The sequence below is a fragment of the Pseudalkalibacillus sp. JSM 102089 genome (genome assembly GCF_041366475.1).
Classification (GTDB): domain Bacteria; phylum Bacillota; class Bacilli; order Bacillales; family Guptibacillaceae; genus Guptibacillus; species Guptibacillus hwajinpoensis_B.
Genome location: NZ_JBEWYW010000001.1, coordinates 587,411 through 611,347, shown reverse-complemented (window position 1 = coordinate 611,347; position 23,937 = coordinate 587,411). Strand labels below are relative to the sequence as shown.

Here is a 23,937-nt window from a genome sequence, read left to right as displayed (position 1 = left end):
GGGAAAGAGATGCGTTTACTTAAACGCGTCTAACCTTCTGCACCCTGACAACGCTCAGGGTGTTTTTTTTGAGAAAAATATTAACGAAACGGAGTGAGTGATGTGAAGCATTTACTTGATATGACCTCTCTTACATTAGATGAAATTCATGAAATTTTACTGCAGGCTGAACGTTTTAAAAATGGAAAAAGTATTCAAAGACAGGAGCCAGTGTTTATAGCGAATCTTTTCTTCGAACCGTCAACCCGAACAAGATTTAGCTTTGAGGTAGCAGAGAAGCGACTTGGATATGAGGTGTTGAATTTTGAAACGTCATCATCAAGCGTTCAAAAAGGGGAGACGCTATACGACACTATTAAAACCCTTGAATCTATTGGGGCAAGTGCTGTAGTCGTAAGGCACAAAGATGAGAAGTATTTCGAACCGCTACTTGAGAAAACGTCCATGTCCATCATTAATGCAGGCGATGGATGCGGGCATCACCCAACCCAATCGCTACTAGATCTCCTAACGATTCGTCAAGAATTCAAGCGATTTGAAGGTCTAAACGTTGTGATCGCTGGTGATATAAAGCACAGCAGGGTAGCGCGGTCAAATGCGAACGTATTAAGTAGGCTAGGTGCAAAAGTGAGTTTTTCGGGCCCCCGTGAATGGCAAGATGAAACAATGAATGACTACCCATACGTCACAATGGATGAAGCGGTTGAACAGGCGGATGTCCTCATGCTACTCCGCATTCAAAATGAACGCCATGCAAGAAGAAGCGATACTGATTCTTACCTCCAATCATTCGGCTTAACGGTAGAGCGAGAAAGACGTTTGAAGAAACACAGCATTATCATGCATCCTGCGCCGGTTAATCGAGGCGTTGAAATTGATACATCATTAGTGGAATGTGAACGCTCAAGAATTTTTAAACAAATGGAAAACGGTGTTTACGTACGAATGGCCTGCTTGAATTTGGTCCTACAACCTAATAAGAAAGGAATGGTCGTGTAATGCTAATCCAAAACGCGAAACTACTTAATGAATCTGGAGAATTGATGGAGCGCGATGTTCTTATCAATCAAGAAGGTCAAATTGAAACAATCGCACAGAGCATTGAAAAGGGTGAGTACGAAACCTTTGATGCGAAAGGGAACCTCCTAGTTCCAGGGCTCGTTGATCTTCACGTGCACTTAAGAGAACCGGGAGGAGAGCATAAAGAAACGATTGAAACTGGTACTAAAGCAGCGGCGAAAGGCGGATTTACAACAATCGCAGCTATGCCGAATACAAGACCTGTACCAGACAATGGAGAAACGATGCAAACATTAATGAAACGTATCAAAGAAACGGCAAGTGTTCGCGTCCTACCATACGGAGCGATTACAACAAGACAGCTAGGTCAAGAGCTTACGAATTTTGAAGGGTTGAAAACAAACGGTGCGTTTGCTTTAACAGATGATGGCGTTGGTGTTCAAGATGCAGGAATGATGTTAGAAGCGATGAAGCGAGCGGCAGCTAGTAACCTAGCAATTGTTGCCCATTGTGAAGAAAACACGTTGATCAACGGAGGAAGCGTTCATGAAGGTCATTTCTCAAAAGAGAATGGACTAAATGGTATTCCATCGGTTTGTGAGGCGGTACATATTGCAAGAGACGTTCTGCTCGCTGAAGCAGCAGGCGTTCATTATCATGTTTGCCACATTAGTACGAAGGAGTCCGTCCGTACTGTACGCGATGCGAAGCGGGCTGGCATTAACGTAACAGCTGAAGTAACACCACATCATCTCCTTTTATCAGAAGATGATATACCGGGACTTGATACGCATTACAAGATGAACCCGCCTCTTCGATCAAAAGAAGATCGAGAAGCACTTATCGAAGGTTTGCTTGACGGCACAATTGACTTTATTGCAACGGATCATGCCCCTCATTCAGAGGAAGAAAAAGCACAGTCAATGGAAAAAGCGCCATTCGGCATTGTAGGATTGGAAACAGCTTTTCCGCTGTTATTCACCCATTTTGTTGAGAAAGGGACCTTTACACTCAAGCAACTTGTGGATTGGTTAACGGTGAAACCAGCGCAGGCATTTGGACTTGAATACGGCACTCTCGAAATAGGTGCACTAGCGGATATGACAATTATCGATTTAACAGAGCAAAAGGACATTAATCCAGAGTTATTTGTTTCGAAAGGAAAGAATACCCCATTTAATGGATGGACTTGTAAAGGATGGCCAACGGCAACAGTTGTCAATGGCAAAATCGTGTTTGAAAAGGGGAGCGATCAATGATGAGAAGACAGCTGATATTAGAAGATGGATCCGTTTTTGTAGGGAAAGCATTCGGTAGTGACATTGAGAAAAGTGGTGAGGTTGTTTTCAACACAGGCATGACGGGCTATCAGGAAATTTTGTCCGATCCATCCTATTGTGCTCAAATCGTCACGCTAACCTATCCGTTGATCGGAAACTACGGCATAAACAGAGATGATTTCGAATCAATAAACCCATCTGTACACGGTCTTATTGTGAAAGAAGCAACAGAAGTACCAAGCTACTGGAGAAATGAAATGACGCTTGATGAATTGCTTCGTGTGAAAGGCATTCCTGGACTTGAAGGAATTGACACAAGGAAGCTAACAAAGCTGATCCGCTCAAATGGAACGTTAAAAGGAAAAATGTGTAGCATGGATGTTGATCCAGAGAAGATTGCGCGTGATCTAAGAGATACACCATTGAAAAGGGACCAGGTACAGCAGGTATCCATTAAAGCACCTTATGCAAGTCCAGGTCGTGGATTCCGCATCGTTCTTGTCGATTTTGGAATGAAGCACGGCATTTTAAGAGAACTAACAAAAAGGAAATGTGATGTTGTTGTTGTCCCATACAATACGTCGGCAGAAGAAATTCTGCGCCTAAATCCTGATGGCGTGATGCTAAGTAATGGCCCTGGCGATCCAAAAGATGTTCCTGAAGGAGTGGACATGATTAACGGTATTCTCGGTAAAATTCCGCTCTTTGGCATTTGCCTAGGTCACCAACTCTTTGCTCTTGCCTGCGGAGCGGATTCAGAGAAAATGAAATTTGGTCATAGAGGGTCCAATCATCCCGTAATGGATTTAACAACAAAACGGGTCGCGATTACTTCGCAAAATCATGGTTATACGATTGCCGCTGAAACGTTAGAGAATACCAACCTTGAAGTCACACATGTTGCCGTAAACGATGGTTCCATTGAAGGCGTCAAGCATAAGAATGAACCAGCTTTTAGTGTGCAATACCATCCAGAAGCATCACCTGGACCAGAAGATTCCAATGAACTTTTTGACGACTTTATCTCGATGATTACAACATTCAAGGGGGAAAAAACATATGCCTAAACGTACAGATATTAAGAAAATCCTTGTGATCGGATCTGGACCGATTGTCATCGGGCAAGCAGCAGAATTTGACTATGCAGGAACGCAGGCATGTCAGGCGTTAAAAGAAGAGGGTTATGAAGTAATTCTAGTAAACTCAAATCCTGCAACAATTATGACGGATACCACAATCGCGGACGAAGTATACATCGAGCCACTAACGCTTGATTTTGTTAGCCGTATTATTCGAAAAGAACGACCAGATGCTCTTCTTGCAACACTTGGAGGGCAAACTGGACTGAATATGGCAATGGAATTATCAGAAGCGGGCGTTTTAAAAGACTATGAAGTAGAACTTTTAGGTACGAAACTTGATGCGATTCAGCAGGCAGAGGATCGAGATTTGTTTCGTACGCTCATGAATGAGTTAAACGAGCCAGTTCCTGAAAGTGATATTATTCATAACCTTGAGGAAGCTTATCGATTTGTGAATCGAATTGGATACCCGGTTATTGTACGTCCTGCCTATACGCTTGGTGGTACAGGCGGTGGAATCGTGAACAACGATGAAGAATTAGAAGAAATTGTTTCAAGTGGCCTAAAATACAGCCCGGTTACGCAGTGTCTTCTCGAAAAAAGCATTGCTGGGTTTAAAGAAGTCGAGTATGAAGTGATGAGAGATGGTCAAGATCAAGCGATCGTTGTATGTAACATGGAGAATATCGATCCTGTTGGAATCCATACAGGTGACTCCATCGTCGTAGCGCCGAGTCAGACCCTATCTGACCGAGACTATCAAATGCTACGTAACGTAGCGCTAAAAGTCATTCGCGCACTAAAAATCGAGGGGGGCTGTAACATTCAGCTCGCTCTTGATCCATACAGCTTCCAATATTACATCATAGAAGTAAATCCTAGAGTAAGTCGTTCTTCCGCTCTTGCATCTAAAGCAACGGGTTACCCGATTGCCAAGCTTGCAGCGAAAATCGCGGTGGGGCTCTCTCTTGCTGAAATGAAAAATCCTGTTACAGGAAAAACATATGCAAGCTTCGAACCAGCTTTAGACTATGTTGTATCTAAGATTCCAAGATGGCCATTTGATAAATTCGAAAGTGCAAATCGCAAGTTAGGAACGCAAATGAAGGCAACAGGTGAAGTGATGGCAATCGGCCGTACACTTGAAGAATCACTACTAAAAGCGGTTCGCTCACTGGAATCGAACGTTAGTCACCTTACTATTCCTGAACTAGCTGATCTTGATGAAGAAACGATGGAGAGAAGAATTCGCTTTGCGGACGATGAGCGCATCTTCGTTGTAGCAGAAGCATTCAGACGAGGAAAAACGATAAAAGAAATTCATGATTGGAGCAAAATTGATCATTATTTCCTCGTCAAAATGCAAGGAATCATTGAGCTTGAAAACAAGTTGAAAGAAAACAAAGGAAATCTCGATCTTTTGCTTGAAGCAAAGCAAAAAGGGTTCTCAGATCATATCATTGCAACCCTCTGGGATCAAACGGAGCTTGAAATCTATGAACTACGAACGCGAGAAGCCATCCGTCCCGTTTACAAAATGGTTGATACGTGTGCGGGCGAATTTGAATCTGAAACGCCTTATTACTACTCCACTTATGAAGATGAGAATGAATCACTTGAAACACCAAAAGAGAGTGTGCTCGTACTAGGTTCGGGGCCAATTCGAATCGGCCAGGGGATTGAATTTGATTACGCAACGGTGCACAGCGTTTGGGCCATTCGTGAAGCGGGTTATGAAGCCATTATCATTAATAATAACCCGGAGACTGTATCTACTGATTTCAGCATCTCAGATAAGCTTTATTTTGAACCATTAACTGTTGAAGACGTGATGCATGTGATTGATCTTGAGAAGCCTAAAGGCGTAGTCGTTCAGTTCGGAGGTCAGACGGCTATAAATCTAGCGGACGAACTATCAGCTCGAGGGGTGAAAATCCTTGGAACATCGTTAGAAGATATGGATCGAGCGGAGAATCGCGACAAATTCGAAATGGCGATGGCAGAGCTGAACATCCCTCAACCAGAAGGGAAGACAGCAACTTCCGTTGATCAAGCAGTTGCCATTGCTGAGCGAATTGGCTATCCTGTCCTCGTTCGCCCATCCTATGTACTCGGCGGAAGAGCAATGGAAATTGTGTATAAGGAAAGCGAACTGCTTCATTACATGGAAAATGCCGTTAAGGTTAATCCGCAGCACCCAGTCTTAATCGATCGGTATTTGATGGGGAAAGAAATTGAAGTTGATGCGATCTCTGACGGAGAAACCGTATTTATTCCAGGTATTATGGAACACATCGAGCGTGCAGGGATTCACTCTGGGGATTCGATTGCAGTATACCCTCCACAGAGCTTATCTAGTGAGGTGAAACAAACGCTCATTGATCAGACAATCGCTCTTGCGAGAGGTTTGAAGATCAAAGGTCTCCTTAATATCCAATATGTTATTCAAAATGAACAGGTGTATGTGCTTGAAGTAAATCCGCGCTCAAGTCGGACGGTACCATTCTTAAGTAAAATTACAGGGGTACCGATGGCGAACATAGCAACAAAAGTGATTCTAGGAGCATCGCTTGAATCACTTGGTTACGAAACAGGGTATGGAGCAGAGCGAGACGATGTATATGTAAAAGTGCCGGTCTTCTCATTTGCTAAACTGCGCCGCGTTGATATTACGCTCGGGCCTGAAATGAAATCAACAGGCGAAGTGATGGGGCGCGATTACACACTGGAGAAAGCTCTATATAAAGGGCTCGTTGCTTCAGGTATGAAGATTCCAACTCACGGCTCAGTGTTATTCACAATCGCGGACAAAGATAAAGAAGAAGCGATCGATATTGTGAAGCGTTTCAATGCGATCGGCTATCACATTCTGGCGACAGAAGGAACAGCTCACATCATACGTGATCTTGGAATACCTGTGACAGTCGTCAATAAAATTGGGGCAGAAAAGCCGAATTTACTACACGTCATTCGTGAAGGTCAGGCACAATTTGTTATTAATACGCTCACTAGAGGAAAGCAACCGGCTCGTGACGGCTTCCGTATTCGAAGAGAGTCAGTTGAAAACGGAGTTGTGTGCTTTACATCTCTTGATACAGCAAGAGCTCTGCTTCGCGTTATTGAAACAATGACCTTTACAAGCACAAGCATGCCGAAGTTTCACGAAAAAGAAGTGGTTCGTTCATGAGACAGTTAAAAACCGAGCTCGTGTCCCAAAAAGAAATTGCAGCTTCGATTTATGAAGCAGTAGTTTTCCATAAGGAGATTGATGAAAGCTTCCAACCTGGACAATTTGTTCATGTAAAAGCTGGCTTCGGTTCAGATCCACTTCTCAGAAGGCCGATTAGCATTTGTCGTATTGATCCTAAAAAGCATGAGTTGACGATGATCTACCGAGCAGAAGGAAAAGGAACGAAAGTTTTATCTGAGATGGTGCCGGGGGTTGAGGTTGACCTCCTCGGCCCGCTCGGTAAAGGGTTTCCGGTTGATAAAACAATGGAGGGAGATACGGCTTTGCTTGTAGGAGGCGGTATCGGCGTGCCCCCCCTTTATTATCTTTCGCAAGAATTAACGAAGCGCGGCGTCAATGTGAAGCACATAAATGGCTTTCAAACGAGCTCAGTAGTTTTTTATGAAGAGAAGTTTAAAGCATTAGGCCCTGTCACGATTACAACAGCGGATGGAACGTATGGGGAAGCAGGGTTTGTAACAAATCAGCTTGATATGGAAGCAGATTATCTCTTTGCCTGTGGTCCATCTCCAATGTTAAAAGCGCTAGAAAACTATCATGCAAAAAAGGGCGTGTACCTCTCCCTTGAACAGCGAATGGGCTGTGGAATTGGTGCCTGTCTTGCGTGCGTTTGTCATGTACAGGGAGACGAAACAGGCTTTGCTTATCGAAAAGTTTGTAGTGACGGTCCGGTATTTCAAGCAGGGGAGGTTGTCCTATGAGCCGATTAGGAATTCAGCTACCAGGTCTTGACTTAAAGAATCCGATTATGCCAGCTTCTGGCTGCTTTGGATTTGGTAGAGAGTACAGTCAATTTTACAAACTAGATCAGCTTGGAGCCATTATGGTAAAAGCGACCACCAATGAGCCTAGATTCGGAAACCCTACACCTCGTGTAGCAGAAACGACGTCAGGCATGTTAAACGCTATCGGTCTCCAGAACCCTGGCCTTGAGCGTGTCATGACAGAAGAATTACCATGGTTATCACAATTTGATGTGCCAATTATTGCGAATGTCGCCGGATCTACAATTGAAGATTATGTGGCCGTGGCTAAACGGATTTCTAAAGCACCGAACGTTCATGCGCTAGAGTTAAACATTTCTTGCCCCAATGTGAAGGAAGGCGGACTTGCATTTGGAACGGTACCAGAAACAGCATATGACGTAACTAAAGCTGTAAAAGACGTATCGTCAGTTCCTGTTTACGTCAAGCTCTCACCGAACGTGACAGATATTGTGGAAATGGCAAAAGTAGTTGAGCGTGCTGGAGCGGATGGGTTAACGATGATCAACACGCTTCTCGGAATGCGAATTGACTTGAAAACCGGTAAGCCAATCCTTGCAAATGGGGCTGGTGGCTTATCAGGTCCTGCCATTAAGCCTGTTGCCATTCGTATGATTCATCAAGTAAGTCAACAAGTAAATATCCCAATTATCGGTATGGGCGGGGTGCAGACTCCTGAAGATGTAGTGGAATATTTTCTTGCTGGAGCAAGCGCTGTAGCGGTTGGAACAGCAAACTTCGTTGACCCATTTATATGTCCTAACATTATTGAGTCTTTACCAGCATTGCTTGATGAGTTAGGTGTTCACCATATTTCAGAGCTTACGGGAAGGAGTTGGAAATCGGAATGGAATCTTCAATCATCCTCGCATTAGATTTTTCTAGAAAAGATGAGCTAGATGATTTCCTTGCGCTATTTGAGCGGGAAAAGCTTTTCGTTAAAGTTGGTATGGAAGCATACTATCAACATGGACCTAAGTTAGTAGATGAATTAAAGCAGCAAGGTCACGATGTTTTTCTTGATTTGAAACTTCATGATATTCCAAATACCGTCCAAAAGGCGATGAAAGGATTAGCCGGTCTTGGTGTTGATTTGATCAATGTTCATGCTAGTGGAGGGTCGCGTATGATGAAGGCGGCAATAGAAGGGCTTGAATCAGGTACGAGCTCAGGGCAAAAGCGCCCGCTTTGCATCGGCGTTACGCAATTAACAAGTACGTCAGAAGAGATGCTTCGAAAAGAATTGCAAATCACTGGAAATATGAAGAATAGCGTTGTTTCTCTCGCCAATCTTGCAAGAGAAAGTGGGCTTGATGGTGTTGTGAGCTCAGCTCTCGAAGTCCCGATGATAAAAGAAGCTTGTGGCGATCGTTTTCTAACGGTAACTCCTGGGATTAGACTCGAAGGGGATATGGCTGGTGATCAAAACCGCGTCTGCTCACCAAAGAAAGCACGGTCTCTAGGAAGTGATTTCATAGTCGTAGGACGCAGCGTAACTGGAGCGAAGAATCCATTAGCGGCATATAACATACTAAAATCTGAATGGAGGAATTCATATGAAATCAATCGCTAAAGCCTTATTGGAAATTGAGGCAGTGAGTCTACAGCCGAATAACCCATTTACGTGGTCCTCAGGATTATTATCACCAATTTACTGTGATAACCGTTTAACACTTTCATATCCAAAGGTAAGAAAAGAAATTGCCCGTGGGCTTGCTACTATGGTGAAGGAAAAATACCCTGATGCAGAAGTGATTGCTGGAACAGCAACAGCTGGGATTCCTCATGCTGCGTGGGTAAGCGACGTATTAGATCTACCAATGGTTTACGTTCGGGGAAGCGCAAAGGTGCATGGAAAAGGGAATGTTATTGAAGGAAAAGTAGATGATGGCCAAAAAGTTGTGGTAATTGAAGATTTGGTTTCAACTGGCGGCAGTGCCATTGATGCTGTGAAGCAATTACAATCTGCAGGAGCGAATGTTCTTGGTGTGGCCGCGATCTTTACATATGGGATGAAAAAAGGGGCAGAGCAGTTCGCTGCTGAACGAATTGCCTGGGATACCCTTACCAATTTCGATGAATTGTTAACAAGCGCCGTTGAAACAGGTATGATTGAGGAAAGAGAGGTTCAATCACTGCTTCACTGGCGCGACAATCCATCTTCAACAGAATGGTTGGAGCAGTTGAAAGATCTCTCCGTTTAGGAGGGGGAAGATGAGAAAAATGCAAGGAGAAGAGTTCGATTCGCTCGTATCCTTTTTTGATGATATGGCTAGAACAAAATGGCTTGGAGCTGTTCACGATGAATTAAAACAAGCTTCAGGATCATGGGAAGGGAAGTCAGTTCTAGATGTAGGGTGTGGAACAGGAAGACTTCTTCTTCGTGGCGTCGAGGAAGCGAGTATGCTGACAGGTGTTGATTTATCATCTGAAATGGTGAAGGCAAGCAAACAGAATTTCTTCTTTTTAAATCGAGCGAATAAAAGTCACTTTTCAGAAGATGACGCATGCAATCTTTCGTTTAACGATGACACGTTTGATTTGTCTCTATCAACGTGCGTTATGTTCCTTTTACCAGAGCCTGAAGCAGGTATGAAAGAAATGATGCGGGTTACAAAAGAAGACGGTAGGATTGTTATGTTAAATCCATCTCTTCAAATGAACCAAATGGCTGCTTTCGAATATGCAAAAAAGCATGGAATGAGCGGTTTTGAACAAACATCACTGTTAAAGTGGTCGAACGTTTCAACGAAAAGACATCGCTATACACCAGAACAGCTAAGCGAGAAGCTGAAAGGGCTTGGTGCGAAGGAAACGAAACATGTAGAAGTGCTTGATGGGTTAGCGATTATTACGGTTGCAGTATTATAACAAATGACTGTTTTCTAAAACAGTGTTGCTGAGCGGAGGTATTTCCGCTTCAATCAGCGAAGTGTGATTCTTTATACAATTTTTTCAATAGCCACAATTTTTGAGAATAAAGCCTAATAAATAAGAGGTTCCCGCTAGTTACTTAGCAGGAACCTTTTTGTTGTAAAGAGTTTAACCTCTATTTTGATTTTCGGCAGAGTCAAATATTAATAATGTTCTCTAACATAACCAAAATATATGATGTTGAATAATTGTAAATTTCATAACGATATTATTAAAGTTTTTACGTTTATTTACTTTAATGTAATAAATAAAACAAAAATTTACAAAAAGATTAAGCTATGGTAATCTAGTAAATTGAGTCCTCATATGTTATAAAAAGGGTTTTATGCCAAAAAGATAGTTGGATTAATTGTATAAAAGATCTCAATAAGAACCAACATGAAAATCGATAGTGATTTTGAAAAATGTAGTATAACAATGAACTCAAAATCATAGATAAAGGTGAAATGTCATGAAAAATAAAATATCAATTATCATTCCTGTGTACAATACAGAAGTTTACTTGGAAAATTGTATTGAATCATTAATCAATCAAGCCTATTCCAATTGGGAGGCTATTTTGATTAACGATGGATCAACGGATAATAGTCTATCGATTATTAGGAATTATGAAAAACAAGATTCTCGAATAAAATCCATAGATTTAAAAGTTAATAAAGGAGTAGCGCATGCCCGAAACACTGGATTAGATGTGGCGACAGGAGAGTTTATCTACTTTTTAGATAGTGACGATAGTTTAGATCAATATGCTCTAGGTCTTCTTATTAGCAACATCACTCATCATGAAGTTATATTTGGTTCATTCAACAAACAAAATAAAAAAGCCAACCTCACTTTACCTGTTAAACATCGAATTAAATATTCAAAATCTAAATTTCGAAATGAATCTGTACTTAATCGATTGTTTAGACGTACGTTAGTTGATGAACTAAATCTACGTTTTGATGAGGACTACAGATACTATAGTGATTTAACATTTTTGTTACCTCTCCTTGACTATTTCAAAACCGTACCTACGATAACAGGCTATATTTATAAAAAACAATGGCGAAAAGACCCCGATTCTCCCGAGTCATTAACACAACACGATGACGTAGCTAAAATAAAAGAATATGTGGAGAGATTTCAAAAACTAACAGAAGTGTACTCAGAGAATCCAAAAGCCATTAAATTTCTATGCAATCAGTTCGTTTCTTATTATTGTCAATACGTGATCTTCGTTCTTCAAGAACAAGACATCTATTCAGAAGTCCTGGAGGATTTATCGTCAGTCGTACAATTTATAGATACCCATTCATATTCTAGAAGAATTAGCTTCTTTATTAAAAGAGAGCTAAAAGCGATCAGAAATAAGGATGAGAAAAAGCTTAGGAAGCTATTGAAGCTCCATAAAGTTTTAAGAATAACTTCAAGATCACTAAAGGGTCGCCAAAAACTTTATCGAACGTTATACAACTATGTATTTACTAAGCTACCAATGCAAAACAAAACAATCGTATTTGAAAGCTTCTTAGGAAAGAATTATTCAGATAGTCCTAAAAACATTTATGAAGAGCTCATTAACGAAAATAAGGACTATAATTATATTTGGGTTTTCGCTAAACCAGGTAAAGAAATACCGGGTAATGCTAAGCAAGTGAAACGACTATCATTAGCTTATTTCTATTACATGGCGCGGGCAAAATATTGGGTTTCGAATTCTCGCATTCCAAAAGCTTTAAAGAAACGAGAGGGAAATATCTACCTTCAAACGTGGCATGGCACACCATTAAAGAAACTAGTGTTTGATATGAATGATGTTCATTCAGCCAATCCAAATTATAAAGCAGACTTTTATGAACAATCTAGAAGATGGGATTACTTAATTTCAGCAAATTCTTACTCCAGTGAGATATTTCAGCGTGCGTTTAAATTTAACAATCGCATGTTTGAATATGGCTATCCTAGAAATGATATATTACACAGTGATAACAAAACACAGCTTATGGAAAGATTTAAAACGCAGTTAAATATTCCATTAGATAAAAAGGTCATATTATATGCACCTACTTGGCGCGATGACGAATTTTATAAACCTGGTCAATACAAGTTTTCGTTAAAATTTGATCTTGAGCGATTGCAAGAAGAATTAGGTGATGAGTATGTGGTGCTTCTTCGAACGCATTACTTTATAGCCGATCATCTTAATACTGAAGATTTTGAAGGATTTGCTTTCAATGTTTCTAAGTATGATGATATCTCAGAATTATATCTCATAGCCGATATCTTAATCACAGATTATTCATCCGTGTTCTTTGACTATGCAAACTTGAAACGACCAATTCTTTTCTTCACATATGATTTAGAAAAATATCGTGATACCTTAAGGGGATTTTATATTGATATGGAGTCTGAATTACCTGGGCCGTTAGTGTTTACAAACGATGAGATTATTAATTCGATTAAAAACATTGATCAGGTAAAAGAACAATATCAAGCGAAATATGATCTATTCTATGATCGTTTCTGTGGGTGGGAGCATGGAGATGCTTCTAAGAAAATTTCTGGAGAAGTGTTCAGCTGATACTCTGAACTTCTAACTCAATATAGAAGATTAATCTAGGTGAAATTGAGTACTCCTGGTAATAGAAGATATCTTTTAGTATGAATAAAAAAAGAAGGGCTGATCGCTATACAATTGCGATCAGCCCTTCTTTCGTTATGAATTTGAAATTACTTCTTCATCCTAAATATCAAATCCTGATCTGGTGTTACATAAAGAGTGTTTTGTTGATCATACGTCACAAACCCTGGCTTGGCGCCGTTTGGTTTTTTCACATGACGTACTTCGGTATAATCAACCGGCACTGAACCAGATTCGCGTGCTTTACTGAAATAGGCAGCAAGATTGGCGGCTTCAAGGAGCGTTTCCTCCGTGTATTCTTTACTTCGAATCACCACGTGAGATCCTGGAATATCCTTCGTATGAAGCCACGTTTCTCCTCGAGCAGCAAGCTTATTCGTCAAATACTCATTTTGCTTGTTGTTCTTCCCAACGAGTATTTCCGTACCATCTGACGAGACGTAAGCGTCAAGCTGAGGTTTCGTTGGTTTGGATTTCTTCTTTTTACGACGTTTCTTAATGTATCCTTCTTCTTCAAGCTCTTCACGTATCTCCTCTATGTCACGTGGGGAGGCCGAGGTTAATTGTTGAATCAGCTGTTCCAGATATGCGATTTCTTGATGGGCCATTCTGATTTGTTCTTCAAGAACAGAGATCGAATTCTTCGCTTTACTGTATCTTTTGAAATAGGCTTGAGCGTTTTCAGAAGGTGTTTTCTGAGGATTCAGCTCAATAAGAACTGTTCCACCATCTTCATCATAATAGTTGATCACTTCTACCTTTTTATCCCCGCGCTTCACCATATGCATGTTTGCTGTCAACAGCTCGCCAAGTAGTTGATACGTATCGGCTTCCTGTGCTTGCTGAATCGTACGAGTGAGCTTTTGAATTTTCTTCTCGTTTTTCTTTAATTCATTTGAAAGAAAACGCTCTAGATCATTCGATTGCTGCTTTACGCGGTCTCTGTCAGCTTTTCCATAATAGAAGCGGTCGAGCAGTTCGCTAGCAGATTCAAATTCTCTTTTTTCTCCTGATAAGTGAGACAGCTCAACAACAGAGAAGAATTCTTTCGCTTCTGTTACCATTTGTGGCTTGTAGTGATGCTGCTCTAGCTTTTGGAAGACATCAAAGAAAGCTTCCGGTAGAGTTGTGCGGTTGGCTAGTCCTGCCCTATGAATCACTTCTTTTGCGATCAGTGGTGAAAGTCCACCGAAAGCTTGAACGAGCTGTTGGCTTAGTTTACCTGCATTGAAATCAATCTGTCTTAGAAAATCATCTCTCGTTAAGCCGAACGGTGAAATTTTGTTCTGTGCAGGAGGTGCAATATAATCCTGCCCTGGAAGAACCGTCCGGTGTCTGTTTACAGACGGAGAAAGATGCTTAATGCTATCTAAAATCATATTTGATTCGTTAAGTAAAATAACGTTACTATGACGACCCATAATTTCAGCTACTAACGTTCTTGTTGTTAAGTCACCAAGATCATTACGTGCTTTAAATGTGACGTGGATAATGCGTTCATTTTCGATTTGTTTAATCTCTTCTACAATACTACCTTCTAAGTGCTTACGAAGAAGCATGCAGAACATTGGAGGCTCCTTTGGATTTGCATAAGATTCCTGTGTTGTTTGAATTCTTGCATAAGATGGATTCGCCGATAATAACAGCTGATGATTTTTACCACCTGAACGAATAACAAGTAATAAATCAGTTGCATAAGGCTGATAGATCTTCGTAACTCGTCCACCTTTTAACAATTCATTTGTTTCGTGTGCAACGGCTCTCATTACCATACCGTCAAAAGACATATTGTTCACCTACATTCCTATCAATAGACATTATTCTTAGTATAGCATTTTTTTGAGCTTGTCTGAATATAGATGAATTATTAGGGAGATTACGTGCAGGATCGGGGTGGAGAAAATGAACTGGTATAACATGACAAAAGCGGAAGTGAAAGAGGAATTAGAGACAAGCGATGAAGGGATTAGCTCAAAAGAAGCGGTCCAAAGAAGAAAGACATTTGGATTGAATCAGCTCGATGAAGTAGAAAGGCCATCTATGATTTTAATCTTCTTAGCTCAATTTAAGGATTTTATGGTCGTTGTGCTTCTTGCAGCTACATTGATTTCCGGTTTACTTGGAGAGTATCTCGATGCCATTGCTATTATCCTAATCATTTTAATGAATGGGATACTCGGCTTTGTTCAAGAGCGAAAAGCAGAGAAGTCTCTCCAAGCGTTGAAACAGTTGTCATCTCCAAAGATGAGGGTCCTTCGTGATGGAGAATGGACAACAATTCAAGCTTCCGAAGCTGTTATCGGAGATATGGTACGAATGGAAAGTGGAGATCGAATTGGAGCAGATGTGCGATTCTTTTCTTGTCAGGGCTTGCTTATTGAAGAATCCGCCTTAACGGGGGAGTCATTGCCAGTTAACAAACATCCAGAGCCGATTCCAGATGAACATCCTGGGCTAGGGGATCAGCACAATATGGGATTCATGGGCACGCTCGTTACGAAGGGAAAAGGGATTGGCATTGTAACAGCAACAGGAATGAAGACCGAAATGGGAAAGATCGCTCACTTAATTCAATCAGCGGATACGATGGAAACTCCTCTTCAACATCGACTCGAACAGCTGGGTAAAATCTTAATCGCAGCAGCGCTTATGTTAACAGCGCTAGTGGTCGTCCTTGGGATCATTCAAGGTCGCGATGTGTATAGCATGTTTTTAGCTGGTGTATCGCTTGCTGTGGCAGCAATTCCTGAGGGATTGCCAGCGATTGTGACCATTGCGCTTGCGATCGGCATGCAGAGAATGAGTAAACGGAAAGCGATTGTTCGTAAACTACCGTCTGTTGAAACACTTGGATGTGCGACAGTCATTTGTTCTGATAAGACAGGAACACTTACACAAAATAAAATGATGGTTACAAAACTGTGGGCTGGAGGGGAAACGTGGGATGTGACCGGATCGGGGTATTCTCCTTACGGTGACTTTTTTAAAGGGAATACGCGTGTCTACTCAGATGATGAACGGTCTTTGAAGCAACTTCTGACGTTTGGTCTTCTTTGTAGTAATGCAAGAGTGATAGAGAAAAAGGGTGAATATGTACTTGATGGAGACCCAACTGAAGGAGCGCTTGTTACCGCTGCGATGAAGGCTGGGTTAACAGAGGATGTAAGAGAAGAAGAGTTTACTATCATTCAAGAATTTCCCTTTGATTCTAATCGGAAAATGATGAGTATGATAGTGGAAGATTCTTCGGGTAAACGCTATGTCATTGCCAAAGGGGCACCGGATATTGTTTTAAAGCAATGTGAATCAGTTCTTTGGAGTGAGAAGAAAGCGCCATTACGCAAAAGCTATGAGAAACAAATTCAGGAGCAGCTTGATACGTTTGGTAGTTTAGCTCTAAGAACTATTGCAGTTGCTTTTAAACCGATACAAAATGAAGAGAATATGCTACATAGCGTTCAGGCTGAATCTCGCTTAACATTTGTCGGTTTAGAAGGTATGATCGATCCCCCACGGGAAGAAGTGAAGCAAGCTGTTGCAGATTGTAAAACAGCAGGCATCAAAACGATTATGATTACAGGGGACCATGTGACAACAGCTAAAGCGATTGCTCTTAACCTGGGGATTCTACCAGAGCGTGGCAAAGTAATGGAAGGAAGTAAGCTATCGACATTGACAGTAGAAGAACTCGAAAATCAAGTTGAAGACATCTATGTTTTTGCTCGTGTGTCGCCTGAACATAAATTAAAGATTGTAAAAGCCCTCCAAAATAAAGGGCATGTTGTCGCAATGACGGGGGATGGAGTAAATGATGCTCCGGCTATTAAGGCATCTAATATCGGCATTGCAATGGGACAAACAGGAACGGATGTGGCAAAAGAATCGTCATCGCTCATTTTAAGCGATGATAATTTTGCTACAATACGAGACGCAGTTGAAGAAGGAAGAAACATATATGAGAATATTAGAAAGTTCATTCGCTATTTATTAGCATCTAATGTAGGCGAAATTCTCGTCATGCTATTTGCTATCTTGCTCATGCTGCCGCTTCCTCTCGTACCCATTCAAATTCTATGGGTGAACCTCGTTACAGACGGGTTGCCGGCAATGGCACTTGGACTTGATCCTGCAGAGGGTAACGTCATGAAGCGAGACCCACGCAAGCTGAAAGAAGGCGTATTTGCAAGAGGGTTAGGTTGGAAAATCATTTCTAGAGGGATTATGATCGGAGCATGTACATTAGCAGCGTTTATGATCTGTTACAATGAAAACCCAAATGACCTCGTTCAAGCGCAAACTGTAGCTTTTTCAACGCTCGTTCTTGCGCAATTAATCCATGTTTTTGACTGTCGAAGCGAACGGTCGATTTTTCACCGAAATCCATTTGAGAATAAAGCATTGGTTCTTGCTGTCCTATCTTCCGTTGGCTTGCTTCTGGCAGTAATTTACTATGAACCATTACAACCGATTTTCCATACAACTTATTTATCGATGAGAGAATGGATGTTAATTCTTGTCTTTTCCAGCATTCCAACATTTCTCCTAGCTGGAACAACACTCTTTAGAAGAAAACATAGCAGAGGGTAGCCCCCTCTGTTTTTCTGTTGTAGTACGTATAGTCGAGAGAGATATCCCTTTGTTTCGGTTTGATGAAGTGGTACAATTGGTTAGAATAGCTAATGGATGTGATAATATGGTTAAGAGCATGACCGGGTTTGGCAGAGCGTCAAATGTATATGAGGGTGTTCAAGTCACAATCGAAATGAAGTCTGTGAATCACCGCTACTTTGATGGAACATTTCGCATGCCAAAAGCAGTCTTTCATCTAGAAGGTAAGATGAAGAAGACGATTCAGAGCTATGTCAATCGTGGGAAAATCGAACTTTATTTAACCATCGATGGAGCTGATTTCCAATCATCTGATGTTCAAGTAGATTGGCACTTGCTAGATCAATACATAACGATTTTGAAACAAGCTACAGAACGCTATCATTTGAAAGAAGATTTGTCAGCTTCTACCATGATGAATCTGAATGTTTTTCAAGTGAATGAAAAGGAGCATAACATCGAGCGGCTTGAGGAATCGATTTTTTATACGCTAAATCAAGCTATTCATAAGCTCGTTGAGATGAGGGAGATCGAAGGAAAGGCACTTGATCAAGATATACGCCAAAAACTTGCCAACATGAATGATCAAATGATTTCTATTTCACACCTTTCTCATGAAGTAACGACAGCTTTTGAGAATAGGATCCGCACAAAGCTTGAAAGTTTTAAAGAATTAGATGAAGTGGATGAAGCACGGATATTATCTGAAGTAGCTTTTCTTGCAGATAAAGCGAGTATAGATGAAGAAATCATCAGGCTCCGTAGTCATCTGGCCCAATTCCATGATATTCTTAGTAGTGATGGTGTCGTTGGAAGGAAACTTGATTTCTTAGTACAGGAAATCAATAGGGAGCTGAATACGATCGGTTCCAAGTCTCAACACCATAAGATCAGCCAGCATATTGTTGATCTTAAGAGCGAAGTGGAAAAGGTTCGTGAACAGGTTCAAAATATTGAATAGCCTGAACGCTTTGTTTAAAATCACCTTACTGGTGTAAAAATAGAATCGTGATTCCTGGGAGGAACGACCATGAGTATTAAATTAATCAATATCGGATTCGGCAACATTGTGAATGCGAATCGAATTGTCTCAATTGTTAGTCCAGAATCGGCACCAATCAAACGAATCATTACTGTTGCAAGGGACCGCAATATGCTTGTGGATGCAACATACGGACGAAGAACACGAGCAGTTATTATCTCTGATAGCGACCATGTTATTCTTTCGGCAGTCCAGCCTGAAACAGTAGCTCAGCGTCTAGTAAACAAAGACGAGCTTTCAGACGAGTAGCATCAATTAAGTGGAGGTAAGTATGGAAAAAGAACGTGGATTGTTAATTGTTCTATCAGGCCCATCTGGTGTCGGAAAAGGAACAGTCAGAAAAGCATTCATGCAAAATGCGGCTGAAGTACAGTATTCAATTTCTGTTACAACCCGTAAACCGCGTGAAGGTGAAGTGAACGGCGTCGATTATTTCTTTAAATCTCATGAGGAATTTGAAGAGATGATCGAGAATAATAAGCTACTCGAATATGCCCATTATGTTGGCAATTATTACGGTACTCCTGTTGACTATGTGGAAGAGACGTTACAGGCAGGTAGAGATGTGCTACTGGAAATTGAAGTTCAGGGAGCAAAGCAAGTACGAAAGCACTTTCCTGAAGGAGCTTTCATTTTCTTAATGCCTCCTAGTTTAACGGAGCTTAGAAATCGCATCGTAAACCGCGGTACGGAATCAAATGATTTAATTGATAACCGTATGGGAGTAGCGAAAGAGGAAATCGAATTGATTGATGAATACGATTATATCGTTGAAAATGATCAAGTTGAATTAGCCTGCGAGCGAATTCGTGCTATTATTACAGCAGAGCACCTGAGACGTGATCGTCTTGCACATAAATATAAGAATGTAACGGAGGTTTAATTATGATTTTATACCCATCGATTGACTCACTAATGGATCGCATTGATTCAAAGTACACACTTGCAACACTTTCAGCTAAGCGTGCACGCACGATTCAACAAACTGGTAATGTTTATGTTGATCGTCCAAAGTCCGTTAAGGCTGTTGGCAAAGCGCTTGAAGAAGTGCTTGATGGCAAACTACTTGCTGATGGAATGATAGAAGACTGATTAAGAAGTAACAACCTATGAGAATAGGTTGTTATTTTTTTCTTGATTCTATAGAGAGCATTCCATTACGATCGCCACAATTATCAAGGTGACGATATTTATATTATGTTAATTAATAAGATGGAAGGTGAATCTGGTGAGTATCAAAGGGAAGAAAATTTTGCTTTGTGTGAGCGGTGGAATTGCGGTGTTTAAAGCAGCTGCACTTACGAGCAAATTGTATCAAACAGGCGCAGAAGTAAAAGTGTTAATGACAGATTCAGCGACTGAATTCGTAACGCCGTTAACATTCCAAACGTTATCACGAAATGATGTGTATCGAGATACGTTCGAAGAAAAAGATCCAGCATCAGTTGCTCATATTGATCTGGCAGATTGGGCCGATCTCGTCTTGATTGCACCTGCAACAGCAAACATGATTGGTAAGCTAGCTAATGGAATTGCAGATGACATGATGTCCACCACATTACTTGCTACAGAGGCGCCGGTCTTTGTAGCCCCTGCCATGAACGTTCATATGTACGATCATCCTGCGGTGAAAAAGAATATGGATATACTGCGCTCCTTCAACTGTCATTTTCTTGAGCCAGGAGAAGGTTTACTCGCGTGCGGATACGTTGGCAAAGGTCGGATGGCAGAGCCAGAAGACATTCTCTCAACGCTCGAAACATATTTTCAAGATGATGTAGGGGACTTGTCTGGTAAGAAAGTCGTCGTTACAGCAGGCCCAACTCGTGAAGCGGTTGATCCCGTTCGTTACTTTACAAATTATTCATCCGGGAAAATGGGCTTTGCTCTAGCCGAGCAGGCCGCGAAACGTGGCGCAGACGTCACTCTTGTAGCAGGTCCTGTTACGTTAACGACTCCTGAACGAGTTCAGCGTATTGATGTGATAACAGCTGAAGAGATGTACGAAGCTGTCCTGTCAGCTTCTAAGGATGCTAATGTGATCATTAAGGCAGCTGCAGTTGCTGATTACCGTCCTTCTATGGTCTCTACTGAGAAAATGAAGAAGTCAGATGAGAACATGGTCATTGAAATGGAGCGAACAAAAGATATTTTATGGACGCTTGGACAGCAGAAAAAGGACCAAATACTTGTCGGCTTTGCTGCTGAGTCAGAGCGGTTAGATGAATATGCACTAAAGAAATTAGAAAAGAAAAACCTTGATCTTATCTGTGCGAATAACATTAAAGCGGAGGGAGCAGGTTTTGACAAAGATACAAACGTGATGACGCTCCTTAGAAAAGATGGTGAGCGAGTAGATCTTCCATTACAGTCAAAACATGAAGCCGCAAACCGAATATTGGATGAAGTGATACGTTTGGACGTGACACATTCATGATCGCTAAAGTTATCGTTGACGTACCAGCAAATCAAACTGATCGTATGTTTGATTATGCTATACCTGAAGAATGGGAGGAAATGATCGAACCTGGAATGAGGGTTGTCGTTCCATTTGGTCCAAGAAAAATTCAGGGGTTCGTTATTTCTGTCGTTAGTGAATCAGAGCATGCAAAATTGAAGGAAATAAGTGAAGTGAAAGATGTTACGCCAGTGTTGACAAAAGAATTACTTGATCTAGGATTCTGGCTAACTGAAAAAGCACTTTGCTATGCCGTATCAGCTCTTCAAGTTATGTTACCTGCAGCGATGAAAGCGAATGTAACGAAATCAGTTGTACTCGGAAACCGTTCGAATGAAGCGGCACCATGGCATCGCATGCTCACTTCTTCAAACGTTGTGAAGTGGGAAGACTTTCTCTCCCACTTTAGCCATAAGGAGTTAAATCGAGCTATCAAAAATGATGAGCTTGAAGTGCGCTATGATGTGAAAGAGAAAACGGCACCGAAAACAATCCTTTCGGTTTCCGCAGCTCTTAGTGAGGATCAACTTCAAAGCGAAAAAGAACAAATGGGTAATCGTGCGTTGAAACAGCAGGAAATTATTCAGCATTTTATTCAATATAAAGGCGCGGTTTCTTATAAAGAGCTCATGGATATGCTCGATACAACCCGGTCTACGATCAAATCGCTTGTGTCAAAAGGGATATTAAAGGAAGAAGAAGTGGAGCTTTATCGTGATCCTTATAAGGGTCGAGAGTTTACACCTTCAACTGCCCTAGAGCTAACTGATCTTCAAGAACAAGCTATTACTCCAATTCTTCATAGCATTGAAAATCGTCATCACGAGACGTTTCTCATTCATGGCGTAACAGGGAGCGGGAAAACAGAGATCTATTTGCAATCGATTCATCGTGTGCTCGAACAAGGAAAAGAGGCAATTGTCCTCGTCCCTGAAATCTCATTAACACCACAAATGGTGACCAGATTCAAAAGTCGATTCGGTTCAGAAGTCGCTGTTTTACATAGCGGTCTTTCTCGGGGAGAAAAGTACGATGAATGGCGTAAAATTCATCGAAAAGAAGTGAAAGTAGTTGTTGGAGCACGTTCGGCGGTTTTTGCGCCTTTTACGAATCTTGGCATCATTATTATTGATGAGGAGCATGAGAGTAGCTACAAACAGGAAGAAAACCCAAGGTATCATGCGAGAGATGTAGCCATTAAGCGAGGAGAGCACTACGCGTGTCCCGTCGTACTCGGCAGTGCTACACCGTCACTCGAATCGTTTGCAAGAGCGTCTAAAGGTGTCTATACACTCCTTGAATTATTAGAAAGAGTAAACAAGCAGGCAATGCCTGCTGTATCTATTGTCGATATGAGAGAAGAATTGCGAGCCGGCAACAGGTCGATGTTTTCAAATGATCTTTATGACAAACTGAAAGATCGACTTGAAAAAAAGGAGCAAACGGTTCTCTTTTTAAATCGAAGAGGATATTCAACATTCATCATGTGTCGGGACTGTGGGTATGTGGCGGAATGTCCTCATTGCGATATCAGCTTAACGTATCACAAAATCAATGGAACAATGCGATGCCACTATTGTGGCCATGAAGAACCCTTTCCAAGCCGCTGTCCTGAATGTGAAAGCGAGCATATTCGCTTCTTTGGGACAGGAACGCAGCGAGTGGAAGAAGAACTTACGAAAATTCTTCCGGAAGCTCGGGTTGTTAGAATGGACGTTGATACGACAAGGAGAAAAGGAGCGCATGAGAAGCTCCTGAACCAATTTGGAGAAGGAAAAGCGGATATTCTACTTGGTACTCAAATGATCGCAAAAGGTCTTGATTTTCCGAACGTAACGCTCGTTGGTGTTTTAGCGGGGGATGCAATGCTCCATTTACCTGATTTTCGTGCTTCTGAGAAAACGTTCCAACTTCTCACGCAAGTTAGTGGTCGTGCCGGCCGTCACCTGCTTCCGGGCGAGGTAATCGTTCAATCATACACGCCAGAACATTACAGTATTGAAATGGCAGCTGATCACGACTACCAGTCGTTTTATAAGCGTGAGATGCTAACAAGAAAACAATTCGGGTATCCGCCGTTTTACTTTCTTGCCATGGTGAACGTCTCACACGAAGAGCTAACGAAAACGGTTGATGTGACTGAGAAAATTGCGGGCTATTTAAAGGATCATTTAACCAAAGCTAGTGTGGTTCTCGGTCCTGTTGCATCACCTATCCCGCGGATCAAAGATAGATATCGTTATCAATGCATGATAAAATACAAAACTGAACCGAACTTACATCATCATTTAAAAGAAATCCAAAAGCACTTTTCGAAGGAAATTAGCCGTGGAGGACTGCAGCTGTCTATTGATACCCAGCCTTATATGATGATGTAGAATGTGAAAGGGAGTATATGAGTGGCTATTAGAGATATTGTATTGCACCCGAATGAGGTGCTTGAAGTGGAATGCGCGCCTGTCGAGCATTTCGATAAAGAATTGCATCAGTTGCTTGATGATATGTTTGAGACAATGTATCAAGCAGATGGAGTGGGTCTAGCTGCTCCGCAAATTGGCATTAAACAGCAAGTCGCAGTTGTTGATACGAGAGAGGAAGAAGCTTTAGAATTAATCAATCCTAAGATCGTGAAGGCTTCTGGTAAAGAGGTGGATCTTGAAGGTTGTTTAAGTTTTCCTGGATTATTTGGAGAAGTTGAACGCCCGTATACGATCACACTAAAAGCGCAAAATCGTTTTGGACGTGAATTCAAACTGAAAGCAGAGGGGTTCTTTGCGAGAGCGATTCAGCATGAAATCGATCATCTTCATGGCGTGCTTTTTACTGAGAAGGTTATTCGGTATGTCGATCCTGAACAGGAAGGAGAGAGTGAGTAA

At 41.5% G+C, this 23,937-nt stretch carries 19 protein-coding genes; 18 read left to right on the top strand and 1 reads right to left on the bottom strand.

From position 1 onward, the window contains the following. The first annotated feature begins 102 nt into the window (after positions 1–102). The 10 genes from ABVF21_RS03000 (at position 103) to ABVF21_RS02955 (ending at position 12,893) form a co-directional block, all read left to right on the top strand. A complete protein-coding gene (locus ABVF21_RS03000; RefSeq protein ID WP_371017457.1) occupies positions 103–999 on the top strand; it encodes an aspartate carbamoyltransferase catalytic subunit in 897 nt (298 codons plus the stop codon). Next, positions 999–2,279, top strand: coding sequence for a dihydroorotase (locus ABVF21_RS02995; RefSeq protein ID WP_371017456.1), 1,281 nt, complete (start codon positions 999–1,001; stop codon positions 2,277–2,279). The genes ABVF21_RS03000 and ABVF21_RS02995 overlap by 1 nt, the downstream gene beginning before the upstream one ends. Further along, the gene (locus ABVF21_RS02990) at positions 2,279–3,367 is read left to right on the top strand and encodes a carbamoyl phosphate synthase small subunit (RefSeq protein WP_371017593.1); all 1,089 of its coding nucleotides are present in this window, start codon (positions 2,279–2,281) and stop codon (positions 3,365–3,367) included. Before ABVF21_RS02995 ends, ABVF21_RS02990 begins: the two co-directional genes overlap by 1 nt. Beyond that, complete coding sequence (carB, locus tag ABVF21_RS02985) at positions 3,360–6,569, top strand: carbamoyl-phosphate synthase large subunit (protein WP_371017455.1); 3,210 nt, start codon at positions 3,360–3,362, stop codon at positions 6,567–6,569. Before ABVF21_RS02990 ends, carB begins: the two co-directional genes overlap by 8 nt. Further along, on the top strand, positions 6,566–7,333 hold the full coding sequence (locus ABVF21_RS02980; protein WP_194221367.1) for a dihydroorotate dehydrogenase electron transfer subunit: 768 nt from the start codon (positions 6,566–6,568) through the stop codon (positions 7,331–7,333). The genes carB and ABVF21_RS02980 overlap by 4 nt, the downstream gene beginning before the upstream one ends. Continuing rightward, on the top strand, positions 7,330–8,271 hold the full coding sequence (locus ABVF21_RS02975; RefSeq protein WP_194221368.1) for a dihydroorotate dehydrogenase: 942 nt from the start codon (positions 7,330–7,332) through the stop codon (positions 8,269–8,271). Before ABVF21_RS02980 ends, ABVF21_RS02975 begins: the two co-directional genes overlap by 4 nt. Next, a complete protein-coding gene (gene pyrF, locus ABVF21_RS02970) occupies positions 8,244–8,969 on the top strand; it encodes an orotidine-5'-phosphate decarboxylase (protein WP_371017454.1) in 726 nt (241 codons plus the stop codon). The genes ABVF21_RS02975 and pyrF overlap by 28 nt, the downstream gene beginning before the upstream one ends. After that, entirely contained in the window at positions 8,953–9,600 is a 648-nt protein-coding gene (gene pyrE, locus ABVF21_RS02965) for an orotate phosphoribosyltransferase (protein WP_371017453.1), read from the top strand. Before pyrF ends, pyrE begins: the two co-directional genes overlap by 17 nt. Before the next feature lie 10 nt (positions 9,601–9,610). After that, positions 9,611–10,267: a class I SAM-dependent methyltransferase gene (locus ABVF21_RS02960; protein ID WP_371017452.1), complete on the top strand. Its 657-nt coding sequence runs from the start codon at positions 9,611–9,613 to the stop codon at positions 10,265–10,267. 514 nt (positions 10,268–10,781) lie between these two features. Next, on the top strand, positions 10,782–12,893 hold the full coding sequence (locus tag ABVF21_RS02955) for a bifunctional glycosyltransferase/CDP-glycerol:glycerophosphate glycerophosphotransferase (RefSeq protein WP_303531224.1): 2,112 nt from the start codon (positions 10,782–10,784) through the stop codon (positions 12,891–12,893). A 149-nt stretch (positions 12,894–13,042) separates the two neighbouring features. Here the strand turns inward: ABVF21_RS02955 and ABVF21_RS02950 are convergent, their stop codons facing one another. After that, entirely contained in the window at positions 13,043–14,740 is a 1,698-nt protein-coding gene (locus ABVF21_RS02950) for an Rqc2 family fibronectin-binding protein (protein WP_303531742.1), read from the bottom strand. A gap of 115 nt (positions 14,741–14,855) precedes the next feature. Between ABVF21_RS02950 and ABVF21_RS02945 the strand changes: the two genes are divergently transcribed. The 8 genes from ABVF21_RS02945 (at position 14,856) to def (ending at position 23,937) form a co-directional block, all read left to right on the top strand. Beyond that, positions 14,856–17,540 (top strand): calcium-translocating P-type ATPase, SERCA-type, encoded by a 2,685-nt coding sequence (locus ABVF21_RS02945; RefSeq protein ID WP_371017451.1) that lies wholly within the window; start codon positions 14,856–14,858, stop codon positions 17,538–17,540. A gap of 106 nt (positions 17,541–17,646) precedes the next feature. Next, positions 17,647–18,522 (top strand): YicC/YloC family endoribonuclease, encoded by an 876-nt coding sequence (locus ABVF21_RS02940; protein WP_303531226.1) that lies wholly within the window; start codon positions 17,647–17,649, stop codon positions 18,520–18,522. Positions 18,523–18,591: 69 nt separating this feature from the next. Continuing rightward, on the top strand, positions 18,592–18,852 hold the full coding sequence (gene remA, locus ABVF21_RS02935) for an extracellular matrix/biofilm regulator RemA (protein WP_159782328.1): 261 nt from the start codon (positions 18,592–18,594) through the stop codon (positions 18,850–18,852). Between the two features lie 22 nt (positions 18,853–18,874). Beyond that, complete coding sequence (gmk, locus tag ABVF21_RS02930; protein WP_303531230.1) at positions 18,875–19,486, top strand: guanylate kinase; 612 nt, start codon at positions 18,875–18,877, stop codon at positions 19,484–19,486. A 2-nt stretch (positions 19,487–19,488) separates the two neighbouring features. After that, positions 19,489–19,695: a DNA-directed RNA polymerase subunit omega gene (gene rpoZ / locus ABVF21_RS02925; protein WP_202407214.1), complete on the top strand. Its 207-nt coding sequence runs from the start codon at positions 19,489–19,491 to the stop codon at positions 19,693–19,695. A 142-nt stretch (positions 19,696–19,837) separates the two neighbouring features. Then, positions 19,838–21,040, top strand: coding sequence for a bifunctional phosphopantothenoylcysteine decarboxylase/phosphopantothenate--cysteine ligase CoaBC (coaBC, locus tag ABVF21_RS02920; protein ID WP_371017592.1), 1,203 nt, complete (start codon positions 19,838–19,840; stop codon positions 21,038–21,040). After that, positions 21,037–23,439, top strand: coding sequence for a primosomal protein N' (gene priA / locus ABVF21_RS02915; RefSeq protein ID WP_371017450.1), 2,403 nt, complete (start codon positions 21,037–21,039; stop codon positions 23,437–23,439). The genes coaBC and priA overlap by 4 nt, the downstream gene beginning before the upstream one ends. Before the next feature lie 21 nt (positions 23,440–23,460). After that, positions 23,461–23,937 (top strand): peptide deformylase, encoded by a 477-nt coding sequence (gene def, locus ABVF21_RS02910; protein WP_194221378.1) that lies wholly within the window; start codon positions 23,461–23,463, stop codon positions 23,935–23,937.

Bases quoted from the DNA above. Each gene is read 5' to 3' on its own strand.
- carB (WP_371017455.1), top strand. From the start codon at position 3,360: ATGCCTAAACGTACAGATATTAAGAAAATCCTTGTGATCGGATCTGGA.
- gmk (WP_303531230.1), top strand. From the start codon at position 18,875: ATGGAAAAAGAACGTGGATTGTTAATTGTTCTATCAGGCCCATCTGGT.
- pyrE (WP_371017453.1), top strand. From the start codon at position 8,953: ATGAAATCAATCGCTAAAGCCTTATTGGAAATTGAGGCAGTGAGTCTA.
- ABVF21_RS02955 (WP_303531224.1), top strand. From the start codon at position 10,782: ATGAAAAATAAAATATCAATTATCATTCCTGTGTACAATACAGAAGTT.
- ABVF21_RS02990 (WP_371017593.1), top strand. From the start codon at position 2,279: ATGAGAAGACAGCTGATATTAGAAGATGGATCCGTTTTTGTAGGGAAA.
- pyrF (WP_371017454.1), top strand. From the start codon at position 8,244: ATGGAATCTTCAATCATCCTCGCATTAGATTTTTCTAGAAAAGATGAG.
- ABVF21_RS02950 (WP_303531742.1), bottom strand. From the start codon at position 14,740: ATGTCTTTTGACGGTATGGTAATGAGAGCCGTTGCACACGAAACAAAT.
- priA (WP_371017450.1), top strand. From the start codon at position 21,037: ATGATCGCTAAAGTTATCGTTGACGTACCAGCAAATCAAACTGATCGT.
- ABVF21_RS02995 (WP_371017456.1), top strand. From the start codon at position 999: ATGCTAATCCAAAACGCGAAACTACTTAATGAATCTGGAGAATTGATG.
- ABVF21_RS02945 (WP_371017451.1), top strand. From the start codon at position 14,856: ATGAACTGGTATAACATGACAAAAGCGGAAGTGAAAGAGGAATTAGAG.
- rpoZ (WP_202407214.1), top strand. From the start codon at position 19,489: ATGATTTTATACCCATCGATTGACTCACTAATGGATCGCATTGATTCA.
- remA (WP_159782328.1), top strand. From the start codon at position 18,592: ATGAGTATTAAATTAATCAATATCGGATTCGGCAACATTGTGAATGCG.
- ABVF21_RS02940 (WP_303531226.1), top strand. From the start codon at position 17,647: ATGGTTAAGAGCATGACCGGGTTTGGCAGAGCGTCAAATGTATATGAG.
- ABVF21_RS02960 (WP_371017452.1), top strand. From the start codon at position 9,611: ATGAGAAAAATGCAAGGAGAAGAGTTCGATTCGCTCGTATCCTTTTTT.
- ABVF21_RS02980 (WP_194221367.1), top strand. From the start codon at position 6,566: ATGAGACAGTTAAAAACCGAGCTCGTGTCCCAAAAAGAAATTGCAGCT.
- ABVF21_RS02975 (WP_194221368.1), top strand. From the start codon at position 7,330: ATGAGCCGATTAGGAATTCAGCTACCAGGTCTTGACTTAAAGAATCCG.